Consider the following 17,477-nt stretch of genomic DNA (forward strand, 5'->3'; position numbering starts at 1 on the left):
GGTTATGGAATTGAATACAGCGATTGCCTTTATATTAATTTTCGGTGCACTCGTATTTTTCCATGAGCTAGGGCATCTATATTTCGCAAAAAGAGCAGGTATTTTATGCCGCGAGTTTGCGATTGGTTTTGGTCCGAAAATATTCTCATTTGAAAAGAATGAAACGGTGTATACGATTCGATTACTGCCCCTTGGTGGCTATGTAAGAATGGCTGGCGAGGATGCGGACACAGTTGAGTTAAAGCCTGGGAAAAAGGTTGGCCTTGTATTAAATGAAAAAGACGAAGTTGTGAAATTAGTTTTTGATGGATATGAAAAGTATCCAAATGTTCGTGTTATTGAAGTCGAACAAGCTGATTTGGAGCATAATTTAACAATTTCGGGCTATGAAGAGTACGAGGAAGAGCTTCAAACATTCCGAGTGAATGAAAAGGCTCGTATTATTACTGCGGGGGAAGAAATTCAAATTGCCCCGTATAATAGACAATTTGGCTCGAAAAAACTAGGGCAACGCGCTTTAACAATCTTTGCGGGTCCTGCAATGAACTTCATTTTAGCATTTGTTATTTTTGTGATTCTTGGATTTGTACAAGGGGTCCCTATTGACAAACCAATGGTCGGAAAAGTGATGGATAACAGTGCAGCACAGCAAGCTGGATTGAAAGAGAATGATACAATTCAAGCTATTGATGGGAAAAACACAAGTACATGGAAAGATGTTGTTACTATTGTACGTGAAAACCCAAATAAAGAAATTACGTTACAAGTAAAGCGTGATAATGAACAGTTTAATGTGAAAGTAACGCCAACACTCGATAAAGAAGGAAAAGACGAAGTTGGTAGAATCGGTGTTTATTCTCCTGTAGAGAAAACAGTGATGGGTTCTATTAAATCAGGATTTGAACAAACGTACCAATGGACGAAACTAATTTTTGAATCTCTTGTTAAATTAGTAACTGGTCAATTTTCTATTAATGAGTTATCAGGTCCAGTAGGAATTTATAATCTAACAGATCAAGTTGTAGATTATGGGTTTACGCGTGTACTAAGTTTAGCTGCAGTTCTAAGCATTAATCTTGGTTTATTTAATTTATTACCAGTTCCTGCTTTAGATGGTGGCCGTTTATTCTTCTTCTTAATTGAAGCGTTACGAGGGAAACCAATTGATCGCCAAAAAGAAGGAATGGTTCACTTTATTGGTTTTGCATTATTAATGTTACTTATGTTAGTTGTAACTTGGAATGACATTCGTAAGTTTTTCTTGTAAAATAAAGTGAAACTTATAATGAAATAGAGCTCGTAGAGTAAAATCCCTCACCTAACTCGAGGTGAGGGGTTTTACTGCGTGTAAGAGTAAAATGAAGAGGTGCAAATAAATGAAACAAAGTATGGTATTCAGTCCTACATTACGTGAAGTTCCAGCTGATGCTGAAATTAAGAGTCATCAGCTATTACTTCGTGCAGGTTTTATGCGTCAAAATGCTTCTGGTATTTATAGCTTTCTACCATTTGGATTAAAAGTATTACACAAAGTAGAACGTATCGTTCGAGAAGAAATGGAGCGCGCAGGAGCTGTAGAATTATTAATGCCAGCTATGCAAGCTGCAGAATTATGGCAAGAATCAGGTCGTTGGTATTCTTACGGATCTGAATTAATGCGTATGAAAGATCGTAACGCTCGTGAATTCGCATTAGGAGCGACACATGAGGAAGTAATTACGGATCTTGTGCGTGATGAAGTGAAATCATATAAAAAATTACCGTTAACATTATACCAAATTCAAACAAAATTCCGTGATGAGCAAAGACCTCGTTTCGGCTTATTACGTGGAAGAGAGTTTCTAATGAAAGATGCCTACTCTTTCCATGCTACACAAGAGAGCTTAGATGAAGTATACGATCGCTTATATAAAGCATACTCTAACATTTTTGCTCGCTGTGGCTTGAATTTCCGTGCAGTTATTGCTGATTCTGGAGCAATGGGCGGAAAAGATACACATGAATTTATGGTATTATCTGATGTTGGTGAAGATACAATTGCATACTCTGACACATCTGATTATGCAGCAAACATCGAAATGGCTCCTGTTGTAGCTACGTATACGAAGAGTGACGAAGCAGAAAAAGCACTTGAAAAAGTAGCAACACCAGACCAAAAAGCAATTGAAGAAGTATCTGCATTCTTAAACATTGCAGCTGACAAGTGCATTAAGTCTATGGTGTTTAAAGTAGATGAGAAATTAGTAGTTGTACTTGTTCGTGGTGATCACGAAGTAAACGATGTGAAAGTGAAAAATGTATACGGCGCTTCAGTTGTTGAGCTTGCTTCTCATGAAGAAGTAAAAGCATTATTAAATTGTGAAGTTGGTTCATTAGGACCGATTAATGTAACAGGTGATATCGAAATTATTGCTGATCACGCTGTAGCATCAATTGTTAACGGATGTTCAGGAGCGAATGAAGAAGGGTTCCATTATGTAAATGTAAATCCAGAACGTGACTTTAAAGTAAGTCAATATACAGATTTACGCTTTATTCAAGAAGGAGACCAATCTCCAGATGGAAACGGAACAATTCTTTTCGCACGCGGAATTGAAGTTGGTCATGTATTCAAATTAGGAACTCGTTATAGTGAAGCAATGAACGCAACATTCCTAGATGAAAATGGAAAAACACAACCACTTATTATGGGTTGTTACGGTATCGGTGTATCTCGTACAGTAGCAGCAATTGCAGAGCAATTTAACGATGAGAACGGCTTAGTTTGGCCAAAAGCGGTAGCACCGTTCCATGTGCATGTAATTCCAGTAAATATGAAATCTGATGCACAACGTGAAATGGGTGAAAATATCTACAACTCATTACAAGAACAAGGCTATGAAGTGTTATTAGACGATCGTGCAGAACGTGCAGGTGTTAAATTTGCAGATGCAGATTTATTCGGTCTTCCAGTTCGTGTTACAGTTGGTAAAAAAGCAGACGAAGGTATTGTAGAAGTGAAAGTACGTGCTACAGGTGAGTCTGAAGAAGTAAAAGTAGAAGAACTTCAAACATATATTGCAAATATTTTAAAATAAGAAGAGGTACCTCGTAATGGGGTACCTTCTCTTTCTTTGTAAACGTATTTTGTAAAAGAAGAGGTGAGAAATCTTTCTTTGTGGTACGTTTCAATTTATAATAGCAAATGGAAGGAGAGTGCTTATGTCTTTAACAAATGAACAACAAGAGCGATTTCAAATTTTGCTCCAGCAGTTGCAAATACCAGACGACCTTATAAATCAATATTTACAAGGCGGTGGTATTGAAAGGCTCGTTATTGATAAAGCGAATAAAAGTTGGCATTTTGATTTACAAGTGCCACGTATTTTGCCTACAGAATTATATGAATTGCTAGAAACAAAGCTTAAGCAATCATTTTCTCATATTGCAAGAACAACATTTGCATTAGAAACAGAGAATAAACAATTTACAGAAGAAGAAGTGAGGGCGTATTGGCCGCTTTGTACGGAACGAATTACATTTTCACCTATGTTCGCATACTTAAAGAAGCAGCTTCCACAGGTGAATGGAGTGAAGTTGTTAATAAATGTAAATAACGAGCTGGAGTCTACGGCTTTAAAGAAAAACGTTGCGAAACCAGTAGGGGATCAATACGAAGTTTTTGGATTCCCGCGTTTTCAGTTAGACACACATATACAGCAAAATACAGAAGAAATGCAAAAGTTTCGTGAACAAACGCAGCAAGAAGACCGTGAGCGTGTTATACAAGCTATGGAAGAAATGGCGAAGAAGCAAGCTGAAGAAAGCAGCGTTGTGTATGAAGGACCGATTACACTCGGGTATCTTATTAAGCCAGATGAAGAGATTACACCGATGCGAGAAATTCAAGATGAAGAAAGAAGAAAAACGGTTCAAGGATATGTCTTCCATGTAGAAACAAAAGAGCTTCGTAGTGGGCGTACGTTATTAACTTTAAAAATAACGGATTATACGGATTCTATTATGATCAAAATGTTCTCGCGTGACAAAGAAGATATTCCAATGCTGCAATCCTTGAAAAAAGGAATGTGGGTGAAAGCGCGTGGTTCTGTTCAAAACGATACATTCGTTCGAGATTTAGTAATGATTGCAAATGATATTAATGAAATAACAGGACCGTCTCGTAAAGATAAAGCACCAGAAGGCGAAAAACGAGTAGAGCTGCATCTCCATACTCCGATGAGTCAAATGGACGCTGTCACTCCAGTTTCTAAGCTTGTTGCTCAAGCTGGTAAATGGGGACATGAGGCTATTGCGGTTACAGATCATGCCGTGGCTCAGTCCTTCCCAGAGGCGTATTCTGCAGGGAAGAAGGCTGGTGTTAAAGTTATATATGGTGTAGAAGCAAATCTAGTTAATGATGGTGTACCGATAGCGTATAACGAAGCGCATCGTTTACTTGCAGAGGAAACGTATGTTGTTTTCGACGTTGAGACGACAGGTTTATCAGCTGTATACGATACAGTCATTGAGTTGGCTGCCGTAAAAGTAAAGGGTGGCGAAATTATTGATCGCTTTGAATCTTTCGCAAATCCACATCAACCATTATCAGCGACGATTATTGAATTGACAGGTATTACGGATGATATGTTAACTGATGCACCTGAAGTGGACGAAGTGTTTAAAAAGTTTGAGGAATGGATGGGCGACCATACACTTGTTGCCCATAACGCGAGCTTTGATATGGGCTTTATTAACGTAGGTTTTAAAAAGGCTGGACTAGAAAAAACGAATAATCCAGTTATTGATACGTTAGAACTTGCACGATTTTTATTCCCAGAAATGAAAAATCATCGATTAAATACGATGTGTAAAAAACTTGATATTGAATTAACACAACATCACCGTGCGATTTATGATACAGAAGCGACGGGATATTTACTTGTGAAAATGTTGAAAGACGTAATTGAAAAGGGATTTGAATATCACGATCAATTAAATGATAGCATGGGACAAGGGGATGCGTATAAGCGTGGCCGTCCAAGTCATATGACGTTACTTGCCACATCAGATGTTGGATTGAAAAATTTATATAAACTTGTTTCATATTCTCACCTTAATTACTTTTACCGTGTACCACGTGTGCCGAGATCACTATTAAAAAAATATCGTGAAGGGATTTTAGTAGGAACGGCTTGTGATAAAGGTGAAGTGTTCGAGGCAATGATGCAAAAGGCACCTGAAGAGGTAGAAGAAATTGCCCAGTTCTATGATTACATTGAAGTAATGCCTCCAGAGGTGTTGCGTCATTTAGTAGAACGTGAGCTTGTTCGAGACGAAGGTCAATTAAAAACAATTATTTCTAACTTAGTAAAACTAGGTGAGACGTTAGATAAACCAGTTGTTGCTACAGGAAACGTGCATTATTTAGACCCTGAGGATGCGATGTATCGTAAAATTTTAGTCAGTTCGCAGGGCGGAGCCAATCCGTTAAATCGACATTCATTACCGCCAGTACATTTCCGTACAACTGATGAGATGTTAGAATGTTTTTCATTCTTAGGTGAAGACAAAGCGAAAGAAGTTGTTGTAACAAATACACAAAAGATTGCGTCATTAATTGGTGATGTGCATCCAGTAAAAGACGATCTATACACACCGAAAATTGAAGGTGCTGATGATGAAACGCGTGATATGAGTTATAAAATGGCGCGTAGCATTTATGGTGAAGAGCTACCGGAAATTGTAGAAGCACGTTTAGAAAAAGAATTAAAAAGTATTATTGGGCATGGATTCGCCGTAATTTATTTAATTTCACATAAGCTTGTGAAAAAATCGTTAGTAGACGGATATCTAGTAGGTTCGCGTGGATCGGTAGGGTCATCATTTGTTGCAACGATGATGGAAATTACAGAAGTAAACCCATTACCACCACACTATGTATGTCCGAAGTGTAAGCAATCAGAATTCTTTAATGATGGTTCTGTAGGTTCTGGTTTTGACTTACCAGATAAAGAATGTCCTGCTTGTAATATTCCATATGTAAAAGATGGACATGACATTCCTTTCGAAACGTTCCTTGGATTTAAAGGAGATAAGGTGCCCGATATCGATTTGAACTTCTCCGGGGAATACCAACCACGTGCCCATAACTATACGAAAGTACTGTTCGGTGAAGACTATGTATATCGTGCAGGAACGATTGGTACAGTTGCGGAAAAAACTGCTTACGGATATGTAAAAGGTTATGCAAATGATCATAACTTAACGATTCGAAATGCAGAGATTGATCGCTTAGTAGCAGGGTGTACCGGTGTAAAACGTACAACAGGACAGCATCCAGGCGGTATTATCGTTGTGCCAGATTACATGGATATCTTTGATTTCTCACCAATACAGTACCCAGCTGATTCAATTGGTGCTGAATGGAGAACAACGCATTTTGATTTCCACTCGATTCATGATAATTTATTAAAACTTGATATACTAGGACACGATGATCCGACCGTTATTCGTATGTTACAAGATTTAAGTGGTATTGATCCGAAAACAATCCCAACGGATGATCCAGAAGTAATGAAAATTTTCTCTGGTCCAGAATCGTTAGGGGTAACGGAAGAGCAAATTAACTGTAAAACAGGTACACTTGGTATACCAGAGTTTGGTACAAAATTCGTAAGACAGATGTTAGAAGAGACAAAACCGACGACATTCTCAGAGTTAGTCCAAATTTCTGGACTATCACATGGTACTGACGTATGGCTTGGTAATGCAAACGAGTTAATTTATAACGGTACATGTACGCTGAGCGAAGTTATCGGTTGTCGTGATGACATCATGGTATATTTAATCTATCAAGGTCTAGATCCATCATTAGCCTTCAAAATCATGGAGTCGGTTCGTAAAGGTAAAGGTGTACCGGAAGAATGGGAAGAAGACATGAAAAATAATAATGTACCAGGTTGGTATATTGATTCATGTAAGAAGATTAAATACATGTTCCCTAAAGCCCATGCGGCTGCTTACGTACTTATGGCTGTACGTATCGCATACTTTAAAGTACATTTTGCACTGTTATTCTATGCCGCATATTTTACAGTTCGTGCAGATGATTTTGATGTAGAGGCAATGGCGAAAGGTTCAGCATCTATACGTGCAAGAATTGATGAAATTGCTCAAAAGGGACTCGATGCTGCGCCGAAAGAGAAAAGTTTATTAACAGTACTAGAAATGACACTTGAAATGTGTGAGCGTGGATACTCATTCCAAAAGGTGGATTTATACCGCTCACATGCAACAGAATTTATTATTGATGGAGACACATTAATTCCTCCATTTAATGCGGTACCTGGTCTTGGTACAAACGCAGCTTTAAGTATTGTGGAAGCACGTAAAAATGGAGACTTCTTATCAAAAGAGGACTTGCAGCAGCGTAGTAAGGTTTCGAAAACAATTATTGAGTATTTAGATAGTCAAGGTTGTTTAGGAGATTTACCGGATCAAAACCAGTTATCACTGTTCTAGTAGGTAGGAAAAGTCTTTGCAAATCAACATTTCCTATGATATACTATTAACCGAGATAACCATGTCATGTATATTGTGTAAAGAAAAGAGTGGGGAAACCCACTCTTTCGTGTTACTATCTATGTTTTCTCTACGTAGATAGGTAAAAGATTTCTGTCGTATATACATATTTTGTTACAAGTTTTACTTCTTAAATTTGGTAATACTAAGACAGATAATCCCTGCTGAACAGCAGGGGCTTTTGTTAGCTAACGAGAAAGAATAAGATAGACCGTTTTTAAAGTGGCGGGGTCTTCTTCTTTTAAATGGTACATGACGGCAGGAAGGAGGCTGTTTATGGATAAGAAAGTCACAGAAGTTGTAGAAGCATTTGCGCAGCCGATCGTTGAAGAGTTAAATCTTGAACTTGTAGATGTAGAGTATGTGAAAGAAGGACAAGACTGGTTCTTACGCGTATTCATCGATTCTGAAAAGGGAGTCGACATTGAAGAATGCGGTGCGGTAAGTGAACGTTTAAGCGAAGCTTTAGATAAAGAGGATCCAATTCCTCATCTTTACTTTTTGGATGTATCATCTCCTGGAGCGGAACGCCCATTAAAGAAAGAAAAAGACTTCCAGCAAGCGGTAGGAAAACAAGTGGCAATTAAAACATATGAGCCGATTGATGGTGAAAAGATGTTTGAAGGAAAACTGCTTTCTTACGATGGTACAACAATAACATTATTATTAACAATTAAAACACGTAAAAAAGAAATCCAAATTTCGATGGATAAAGTCGCAAATGCGCGACTTGCTGTTACGTTTTAGTTAGAAGGGGGATCTTCATGAGCACTGAGTTATTAGATGCTTTGCTCGTATTAGAATCTGAAAAAGGCATTAGCAAAGACATTATTATTGATGCGATTGAAGCAGCTTTAATCTCTGCTTATAAGCGCAATTTTAATCAAGCACAAAACGTTCGTGTGAGCTTTAACCCAGAAGTGGGAACAATTCAAGTTTTAGCACGTAAAGACGTAGTAGACAATGTGTTTGATCCACGTCTTGAAATTTCTGTAGAGGAAGCAAGACAAATTAATCCAAACTACCAAGATGGTGACGTACTAGAAATTGAAGTAACACCAAAAGACTTTGGTCGTATTGCAGCACAAACTGCAAAACAAGTTGTCACACAACGAGTGCGTGAAGCAGAGCGCGGTGTTATTTACTCTGAGTTTAGTGACCGTGAAGAAGATATTATGGTAGGTATTGTACAACGTCAAGATGCTCGTTTCATCTATGTAAGCTTAGGAAAAGTAGAAGCTTTATTACCTGTAAGTGAGCAAATGCCTAATGAGCAATACAAACCACATGATCGTATTCGCGTATTCATTACGAAAGTAGAAAAAACGACAAAAGGACCACAAATTTACGTATCACGTACACATCCTGGTCTTTTAAAACGTTTATTCGAAATGGAAGTTCCTGAAATCTATGATGGAACTGTAGAAATTCGTTCTGTAGCACGTGAAGCTGGCGATCGCTCTAAGATCTCTGTATATGCAGAGAACACTGATGTTGATCCAGTTGGTTCTTGTGTAGGACCAAAAGGGCAACGTGTACAACGCATTGTAGACGAATTAAAAGGTGAAAAAATTGACATCGTCCGCTGGTCAAATGATCCAGTTGAATATGTTGCAAATGCATTAAGCCCATCACAAGTTGTTAAAGTACTTGTAGATGAAGAAGAAAAAGCGACAACAGTAGTTGTTCCAGACCACCAGTTATCATTAGCTATCGGTAAGCGTGGACAAAATGCACGTCTTGCAGCTAAATTAACAGGCTGGAAAATTGATATTAAGAGTGAGTCTGATGCGAAACAACTTGGTATTGTAACAGAAGAAGATAGCGTAATCGCATTTGGATTCGATTCAGTGGAAGACGAAATCGAATAGAGGTGATGAGTATGAGCAATCGAAAAGTTCCGTTACGAAAATGTGTTGCAACGCAAGAAATGAAATCAAAACGAGAGCTCGTTCGCATTGTTCGTTCCAAAGAGGGAGAAGTGTCCATTGATTTAACTGGGAAAAAATCAGGACGAGGTGCTTACTTGTCGAAGGACAAGGAGAGCATTCTTCAAGCTCAAAAGAAAAATGTTTTGGAACATCATCTAAAAGCGAAAATCGACGGTTCTTTATATGAAGAGCTTCTTGAGCTTGTTGAGAAGGAGTCGAAATAAGTGTCCGATTGGAAATCGTTTTTAGGACTAGCAAACCGGGCTCGGAAAATTATTTCGGGTGAAGAACTCGTTTTAAAAGAAGTACGAAGTGGCAAAGCAAAACTTGTATTGCTATCTGAAGATGCGTCAGTAAATACTACAAAACGCATCACAGATAAAACTACGTACTACAACGTACCAATGAGAAAGGTCGAAAATCGACAACAATTAGGGCATGCGATTGGGAGAGATGAGCGAGTCGTTGTAGCTGTGTTAGATGTAGGCTTTGCGAAAAAGCTGCGTAGCATGCTCGATACAAATTACCGGGGGTGAAGGTATGAGTAAAATTCGAGTGCATGAATATGCAAAAAAACATAATATCTCAAGTAAAGATCTTATGACAAAACTAAAAGAAATGAATATCGAGGTTTCGAATCATATGACAATGTTAGACGATGAAGTAGTAAATAAATTAGATAATGAATATCAAACTGAAAAACCTTCTGTTGCAGATGAGTTTGAAGTAGAAGAAAAAGTTGTTCGCAGTAAAAAGAACAGCAATAAGAAAAAGAAAAAAGGCAAAGGAAACGAAGACAAACGTCAAGAGAACTTTGCTGGTAGACAACAAACTCAAATTGTAGAAACACCAGATAAAATTACTTTCTCTGGAAGCCTTACAGTAGGAGATCTTGCTAAAAAATTAAGCAAAGAGCCATCTGAAATTATTAAGAAGCTCTTCATGCTTGGAATTATGGCAACAATTAACCAAGACTTGGATAAAGATACAATTGAGTTAATTGCTAACGACTACGGTATTGAAGTAGAAGAAGAAGTAATTGTAAGCGAGACTGAGTTTGAAACATTCATTGATGAGCAAGATGATGAAGAGAACTTAAAAGAACGTCCAGCTGTAGTTACAATCATGGGACACGTTGACCATGGTAAAACAACATTACTGGATTCTATTCGTAACTCAAAAGTAACTGCAGGCGAAGCGGGTGGAATTACTCAGCATATCGGTGCATATCAAGTTGAAGTAAACGATAAGAAGATTACATTCTTAGATACACCTGGTCACGCAGCATTTACAACGATGCGTGCTCGTGGGGCACAAGTAACGGATATTACAATCCTTGTTGTTGCAGCGGATGACGGTGTTATGCCACAAACGGTTGAAGCAATTAACCATGCGAAGGCAGCAGGAGTACCAATTATTGTTGCTGTGAATAAAATGGATAAACCAGCTGCAAACCCTGATCGCGTAATGCAAGAACTAACTGAATATGAATTAGTTCCAGAAGCTTGGGGCGGAGATACTATTTTCGTACCAATTTCTGCAATTCAAGGCGAAGGCATTGACAACTTACTAGAAATGATTCTTCTTGTAAGTGAAGTAGAAGAATATAAAGCAAATCCAAACCGCTATGCAACTGGTACAGTAATCGAAGCACAGCTTGATAAAGGTAAAGGAACTATCGCGACATTACTTGTTCAAAATGGTACGCTTCGAGTTGGAGATCCAATCGTTGTTGGAACTTCATTCGGACGTGTTCGTGCAATGGTAAGTGATATTGGTCGTCGTGTAAAAGTTGCTGGTCCATCAACTCCTGTTGAAATTACTGGTTTAAACGAAGTACCACAGGCTGGAGATCGTTTCATGGCATTTGCTGATGAGAAGAAAGCTCGTCAAATTGGTGAATCACGTGCACAAGAAGCGTTAGTTGCACAACGTGGTGAGAAATCTAAATTAAGCCTTGAAGATTTATTCCAACAAATCCAAGAGGGCGATGTAAAAGAAATTAACTTAATCGTAAAAGCAGACGTACAAGGTTCTGTTGAAGCGATGGCAGCATCACTTCGTAAAATTGATGTTGAAGGCGTAAAAGTTAAAATCATTCACACTGGTGTAGGTGCGATTACAGAATCTGATATCATTTTAGCTTCTGCATCTAATGCAATTGTAATTGGATTTAACGTACGTCCAGATGTGAACGCGAAGCGTACAGCTGAATTAGAGAACGTTGATATTCGTTTACACCGTATTATTTATAAAGTAATCGAAGAGATTGAAGCAGCTATGCAAGGTATGCTTGATCCAGAATTCGAAGAAAAAGTAATCGGTCAAGCAGAAGTTCGTCAAACGTTTAAAGTAACAAAAGTTGGAACAATCGCAGGTTGTTACGTAACAGACGGTAAAATTACGCGTGATAGTGGCGTACGTATTATCCGTGACGGCGTAGTAATTTTCGAAGGACAACTTGATACGTTAAAACGTTTCAAAGACGACGTAAAAGAAGTTGCACAAAACTATGAGTGTGGTATTACAATTGAGAGATATAATGATCTTAAAGAAGGGGACATCATTGAAGCGTACATTATGGAAGAAGTGAAGCGATGATTATCGCTTCACTCTCATTCGAGTGTATGATTTACGATGTGCATTCTTTAAAAGAGAAACGTGCAATTTTACAACGTGTGTTAACTCGTGTAAAACAGCGCTATAATGTAGCTGTTTCTGAAGTTGGGCACCAAGATGTATGGCAACGTACAGAAATTGCAGTTGTTTCCGTATCCTCAAATCGTGTTATCTGTGAGAAAGAAATGAATCGTGTACTTGAGTACATCGATTCATTTCCTGAAATTGAACGTACAATAACACATTTGGAATGGTATTGAATGAGGTGAAGAGTTATGAAATTACGTGCGAACCGTGTGGGCGAGCAAATGAAAAAAGAATTAGGCGACATTATCAGTCGTAAAATTAAAGACCCACGTATTGGATTTGTTACAGTAACTGATGTACAAGTGAGTGGTGATTTACAAATTGCTAAAGTATATATTTCTGTTTTAGGTGATGAAGAACAGAAAGAAAATACTTTAAAAGGTTTAGCGAAGGCAAAAGGCTTTATTCGTTCAGAAATTGGCCAACGTATTCGTCTTCGTAAAACACCAGAAATTACCTTTGAGTTTGATGAGTCTATCGGATATGGTCATCGAATTGATACACTTTTACATGAAATTAATAAAGACGGTAAACGTGAAGAATAATGGATAGACATTTGTCTATCCATTTTTTCAATGCAAAATAAGTTTTGGATATTTACTACGAGAGAATTATGATGAGGTGAACATATATGGAAGGTGTAGTATTATTACATAAGCCAAAAGGCATGACATCACATGATTGTGTATTTAAATTAAGAAAGATATTGCGAGAAAAGAGAATTGGTCATACGGGAACATTAGACCCTGATGTAACAGGAGTATTACCAATTTGCGTTGGAAGAGCAACGAAAATTGCACAATTTTTAACAAGTGAAACGAAAACATATGAAGGTGAAGTAACATTAGGGTTTTCAACGACAACTGAAGATGCTTCTGGTGAGGTTGTTGAAACGAAAAATGTAGATCGTACTATTACTCGTAAGGAAGTAGAGAAAGTCCTTGCGGAATTAACAGGCACGATTGAACAAATGCCACCAATGTTCTCGGCTGTAAAAGTAAACGGGAAAAAATTATACGAATATGCAAGAGCAGGGCAAGAGGTGGAACGTCCAGTTCGTACAATTACAATTCATGAATTCATATTACTTGATGATCGTGAAGTTTTTGAAGGAGAAAATATTTCATTCCGTTTCCGTGTAACGTGTAGTAAAGGAACATATGTAAGAACGTTAGCTGTAATGATCGGGGAAAAACTTGGTTTCCCATCACATATGTCGCACCTTATAAGAACGGCATCTGGTGAATTTTTATTAGAAGATTGCATATCATTTGAAGAAATTGAAGAAAACGTGCAAAATGGAACAGTAGAGTCTATCTTCATTTCAATTGATGAAGCATTAAGTAAGTTTCCAAAAATGGTTGTAGATGAAAAGCAAGCAGAGAAAATAAAGAATGGTATGTTCTTAAAAAATGAATTAGAAATAACAGCACCATTTATTACAGTGTTTGATAAAAATGATCGTTGCTTAGCAATTTATGAACATCATCCGAAACATCCTGGTATGTTAAAGCCGATGAAAGTACTTGTGAATAATCAAGAACTAAAGCTATAATGAATTATTGGAAGGATTATTACAGAAAAAGGTGAATTCAAGCGTGAAACTTATTCATTTAACTCATCCACATGAACAAAATAAATTAGAATTACCACCTACTGTAATGGCATTAGGATTTTTTGATGGCATTCATTTAGGACATCAATGTGTAATTCGAACTGCGAAAAAAATAGCGGACGACCGAGGATATAAAAGTGCAGTTATGACATTTCATCCTCATCCATCTGTTGTTTTAGGAAAAAAGGATGCGCATGTGGAGTATATTACACCGATGCGCGATAAAGAAAAAATAGTCGAAAGCTTAGGAATCGATATATTATATGTAATTAAATTTGATGAATCATTTGCAGGGTTATTACCGCAACAATTTGTAGATGATTATATTATTGGTTTAAATGTAAAGCATGTAGTAGCGGGGTTTGATTATTCATATGGACGTTTAGGAAAAGGAAAGATGGAGACTTTACCATTTCATGCAAGAGGGGAGTTTACACAGACTGTGATTGAAAAAGTTGAATTTCAAGAAGAGAAAGTAAGTTCTACAGCATTACGAAAGTTAATTCGAAATGGCGAAATGGAGCAAATTCCATCTATTTTAGGTAGAGCCTATACTGTAGCGGGAACAGTTATACACGGCGACAAACGTGGACGTCAAATTGGTTTTCCAACAGCTAATGTAGGTTTAAGTGATGAGTATTTATTGCCACCTGTAGGTGTTTATGCAGTGAGATTAAAAGTTCACGGTGAATGGTACGATGGTGTATGTAATATTGGATATAAACCGACTTTTAAAGAAGATGAGCGTCAATTATCAATTGAAGTGCATTTATTTGAATTTAACAAAGATATATACGATCAAAATGTTACAGTAGAGTGGCATATGCGTATAAGAGCAGAAAAGAAATTCAACGGTATTGATGAGTTAGTTGAACAAATCGCAAAAGATAAGAAAACAGCCCAAGAATATTTTGTGAGCGAAAAGAATATACTTGCTTTTTCAAATGAAAAGTAGTATTCTATGTTATGTACTTTATGACAACCATTGCTTGGCATTGCGACTCACCGACGCTTGCTAGGTAATTGGGGGTTTAATTAATAGGAGGTGAAATAGGATGGCTTTAACACAAGAGCGTAAAAATGAAATCATTGCACAATTTAGAACTCATGAGACTGATACTGGTTCTCCAGAGGTTCAAATTGCTGTCCTAACGGAGCAAATTAACACTCTAAACGAGCACTTACGTACTCACAAGAAAGATCATCATTCACGTCGTGGTCTATTAAAGATGGTTGGTAAACGTCGTAACTTACTAACTTACCTTCGTAATAGCGATATCACACGTTACCGTGAATTAATCACAAAGCTTGGCTTACGTCGATAGTCAAAGAAGCGGGAATATTCCCGCTTTTTTGTTAGGTAAAAATATATCTTCTACGCTTTATAGCTTACTTAATTTTAGGCAATACTAGAGGTAGAATATTGTGATATACTATCCATTTACATAGAAGAATTGAATACTTTAAATTGAGAGGGGTACTTAAATGAGTCAAGAAAAGCAAGTCTTCTCGATAGATTTAGCTGGTCGCCAGCTAACAGTTGAAACTGGTCAGCTTGCAAAACAAGCGAACGGAGCAGTATTAGTAAGATATGGCGATACAGCGGTTCTATCTACAGCAACTGCATCAAAAGAAGCAAAAAATGTAGATTTCTTCCCACTTACAGTAAACTATGAAGAGCGTTTATATGCAGTCGGAAAAATTCCTGGCGGTTTCATTAAACGTGAAGGTCGTCCAAGTGAAAAAGCAATTTTGGCAAGTCGTTTAATCGACCGTCCAATCCGTCCACTTTTCGCAGATGGTTTCCGTAACGAAGTACAAGTTGTCAGCATCGTAATGAGTGTTGATCAAGATTGTTCTTCTGAAATGGCAGCTATGCTTGGTTCTTCATTAGCGTTATCGATTTCAGATATTCCATTTGAAGGTCCAATCGCGGGTGCAACAGTTGGTCGTATTAACGGCGAATTCGTTATCAACCCAACAGTAGAACAGCAAGAACAAAGTGATATTCACCTTGTTGTAGCTGGTACGAAAGATGCAATTAACATGGTTGAAGCAGGAGCAGATCAAGTGCCTGAGGAAACAATGTTAGAAGCAATTATGTTTGGTCATGACGAAATTAAACGTCTAATTGCATTCCAAGAAGAGATTGTACAAGCTGTAGGTAAAGAGAAATCAGAAGTGAAACTTTATGAAGTTGACGCTGATCTTAACCAAGCTGTACGTGAAATGGCTGAAGAAGATATGCATTCAGCAATTCAAGTACATGAGAAACATGCACGTGAAGATGCAATTAACGAAGTGAAAAAGCGTGTTATTGAGCATTACGAAGCGCAGGAAGCTGACGCTGATACATTAGGACAAGTAAATGAGATTTTATATAAAATTGTAAAAGAAGAAGTACGTCGTCTTATTACAGTTGAAAAAATCCGCCCAGATGGCCGTAAAGGTGACGAAATCCGTCCATTAGCATCAGAGGTTGGCATTTTATCTCGTACACACGGTTCTGGTTTGTTCACTCGTGGACAAACACAAGCATTAAGTATTTGTACATTAGGTGCATTAGGCGATGTGCAAATTTTAGATGGTCTTGGTGTAGAAGAATCAAAACGCTTTATGCACCATTACAATTTCCCATCATTTAGTGTTGGTGAAACTAGACCAATGCGTGGACCAGGTCGTCGTGAAATCGGTCACGGTGCACTAGGAGAACGCGCACTTGAGCCTGTAATTCCATCTGAAAAAGATTTCCCATACACAGTACGTCTTGTATCTGAAGTTTTAGAATCAAATGGTTCTACTTCACAAGCAAGTATTTGTGGTAGTACTTTAGCAATGATGGATGCTGGTGTTCCACTTAAAGCTCCAGTTGCAGGTATTGCAATGGGTCTAGTTAAAACTGGTGAGCATTACACAATTTTATCTGATATTCAAGGTATGGAAGATCATTTAGGTGATATGGACTTTAAAGTAGCAGGTACAGCACAAGGTGTAACTGCACTACAAATGGACATTAAAATCGATGGTCTATCTCGTGAGATTTTAGAAGAGGCATTACAACAAGCGAAAGTTGGTCGTGTGCACATTCTAAATCATATGTTATCTGTTATTCCAGAGCCACGCACTGAATTATCAGCGTACGCTCCAAAGATTATTACAATGACAATTAATCCAGATAAAATCCGTGACGTTATCGGACCGAGCGGTAAACAAATCAATAAAATTATTGAAGAAACTGGCGTTAAAATTGACATCGAGCAAGATGGCACAGTATTCATTTCTTCAATAAACCAAGAAATGAACGACAAAGCTAAGAAAATTATCGAAGATATCGTTCGCGAAGTACAAGTAGGTGAAATCTACGAAGGAAAAGTGAAACGTGTTGAGAAATTCGGTGCTTTCGTTGAATTATTCAGCGGTAAAGATGGATTAGTTCACATTTCTGAACTTGCACTTGAGCGTGTAGGTAAAGTAGAAGACGTTGTAAAAATCGGTGACGTAATTACGGTTAAAGTTATCGAGATTGACAAGCAAGGTCGTGTTAATCTATCTAGAAAAGTATTGCTAAAAGAAGAGCAAGAAAAAGAAGCTGCTAAAGAAGAAAACAAACAAGAGCAGCAATAAGCGAAAGCCAGTTTAACTGGCTTTTTTTGTTATGTAAA

General features: G+C 37.7%; 14 protein-coding genes. All 14 read left to right on the forward strand.

Annotation, left to right across the window (positions count from 1 at the left end; translation table 11 throughout):
• Window positions 1–10: 10 nt before the first annotated feature.
• The 14 genes from rseP to pnp all read left to right on the forward strand — a co-directional run bounded on the left by rseP (window position 11) and on the right by pnp (window position 17,439).
• Entirely contained in the window at window positions 11–1,267 is a 1,257-nt protein-coding gene (gene rseP / locus ES895_RS04890; protein WP_001090243.1) for an RIP metalloprotease RseP, read from the forward strand.
• A gap of 109 nt (window positions 1,268–1,376) precedes the next feature.
• Window positions 1,377–3,077, forward strand: a complete 1,701-nt coding sequence (locus ES895_RS04895) for a proline--tRNA ligase (RefSeq protein WP_000814299.1) — start codon at window positions 1,377–1,379, stop codon at window positions 3,075–3,077.
• 124 nt (window positions 3,078–3,201) lie between these two features.
• Window positions 3,202–7,503, forward strand: a complete 4,302-nt coding sequence (locus ES895_RS04900; RefSeq protein WP_000060005.1) for a PolC-type DNA polymerase III — start codon at window positions 3,202–3,204, stop codon at window positions 7,501–7,503.
• 336 nt (window positions 7,504–7,839) lie between these two features.
• Entirely contained in the window at window positions 7,840–8,310 is a 471-nt protein-coding gene (gene rimP / locus ES895_RS04905) for a ribosome maturation factor RimP (RefSeq protein ID WP_000359096.1), read from the forward strand.
• 17 nt (window positions 8,311–8,327) lie between these two features.
• Window positions 8,328–9,434 carry a transcription termination factor NusA gene (nusA, locus tag ES895_RS04910; RefSeq protein ID WP_000102604.1) on the forward strand — a complete coding sequence of 369 codons (1,107 nt, stop codon included), beginning with the start codon at window positions 8,328–8,330 and terminating at the stop codon, window positions 9,432–9,434.
• Between the two features lie 11 nt (window positions 9,435–9,445).
• Window positions 9,446–9,718 (forward strand): RNase P modulator RnpM, encoded by a 273-nt coding sequence (rnpM, locus tag ES895_RS04915; RefSeq protein WP_000071127.1) that lies wholly within the window; start codon window positions 9,446–9,448, stop codon window positions 9,716–9,718.
• Window positions 9,719–10,030 (forward strand): YlxQ family RNA-binding protein, encoded by a 312-nt coding sequence (locus tag ES895_RS04920; protein ID WP_001286524.1) that lies wholly within the window; start codon window positions 9,719–9,721, stop codon window positions 10,028–10,030.
• A 4-nt stretch (window positions 10,031–10,034) separates the two neighbouring features.
• Complete coding sequence (gene infB / locus ES895_RS04925; protein WP_000036343.1) at window positions 10,035–12,095, forward strand: translation initiation factor IF-2; 2,061 nt, start codon at window positions 10,035–10,037, stop codon at window positions 12,093–12,095.
• The gene (locus tag ES895_RS04930; protein ID WP_000582367.1) at window positions 12,092–12,373 is read left to right on the forward strand and encodes a DUF503 domain-containing protein; all 282 of its coding nucleotides are present in this window, start codon (window positions 12,092–12,094) and stop codon (window positions 12,371–12,373) included. The genes infB and ES895_RS04930 overlap by 4 nt, the downstream gene beginning before the upstream one ends.
• 15 nt (window positions 12,374–12,388) lie before the next feature.
• Entirely contained in the window at window positions 12,389–12,745 is a 357-nt protein-coding gene (rbfA, locus tag ES895_RS04935) for a 30S ribosome-binding factor RbfA (RefSeq protein ID WP_000776437.1), read from the forward strand.
• A gap of 86 nt (window positions 12,746–12,831) precedes the next feature.
• The gene (truB, locus tag ES895_RS04940; protein WP_000399348.1) at window positions 12,832–13,755 is read left to right on the forward strand and encodes a tRNA pseudouridine(55) synthase TruB; all 924 of its coding nucleotides are present in this window, start codon (window positions 12,832–12,834) and stop codon (window positions 13,753–13,755) included.
• 43 nt (window positions 13,756–13,798) lie between these two features.
• A complete protein-coding gene (gene ribF, locus ES895_RS04945) occupies window positions 13,799–14,770 on the forward strand; it encodes a bifunctional riboflavin kinase/FAD synthetase (RefSeq protein ID WP_000766704.1) in 972 nt (323 codons plus the stop codon).
• Window positions 14,771–14,870: 100 nt separating this feature from the next.
• Window positions 14,871–15,140, forward strand: a complete 270-nt coding sequence (rpsO, locus tag ES895_RS04950) for a 30S ribosomal protein S15 (RefSeq protein ID WP_001229392.1) — start codon at window positions 14,871–14,873, stop codon at window positions 15,138–15,140.
• A gap of 160 nt (window positions 15,141–15,300) precedes the next feature.
• The gene (pnp, locus tag ES895_RS04955) at window positions 15,301–17,439 is read left to right on the forward strand and encodes a polyribonucleotide nucleotidyltransferase (protein WP_000076737.1); all 2,139 of its coding nucleotides are present in this window, start codon (window positions 15,301–15,303) and stop codon (window positions 17,437–17,439) included.
• Window positions 17,440–17,477: the final 38 nt, after the last annotated feature.

Origin of the sequence: Bacillus sp. 007/AIA-02/001 (genome assembly GCF_004634455.1) — a bacterium.
GTDB classification, from domain to species: domain Bacteria; phylum Bacillota; class Bacilli; order Bacillales; family Bacillaceae_G; genus Bacillus_A; species Bacillus_A cereus.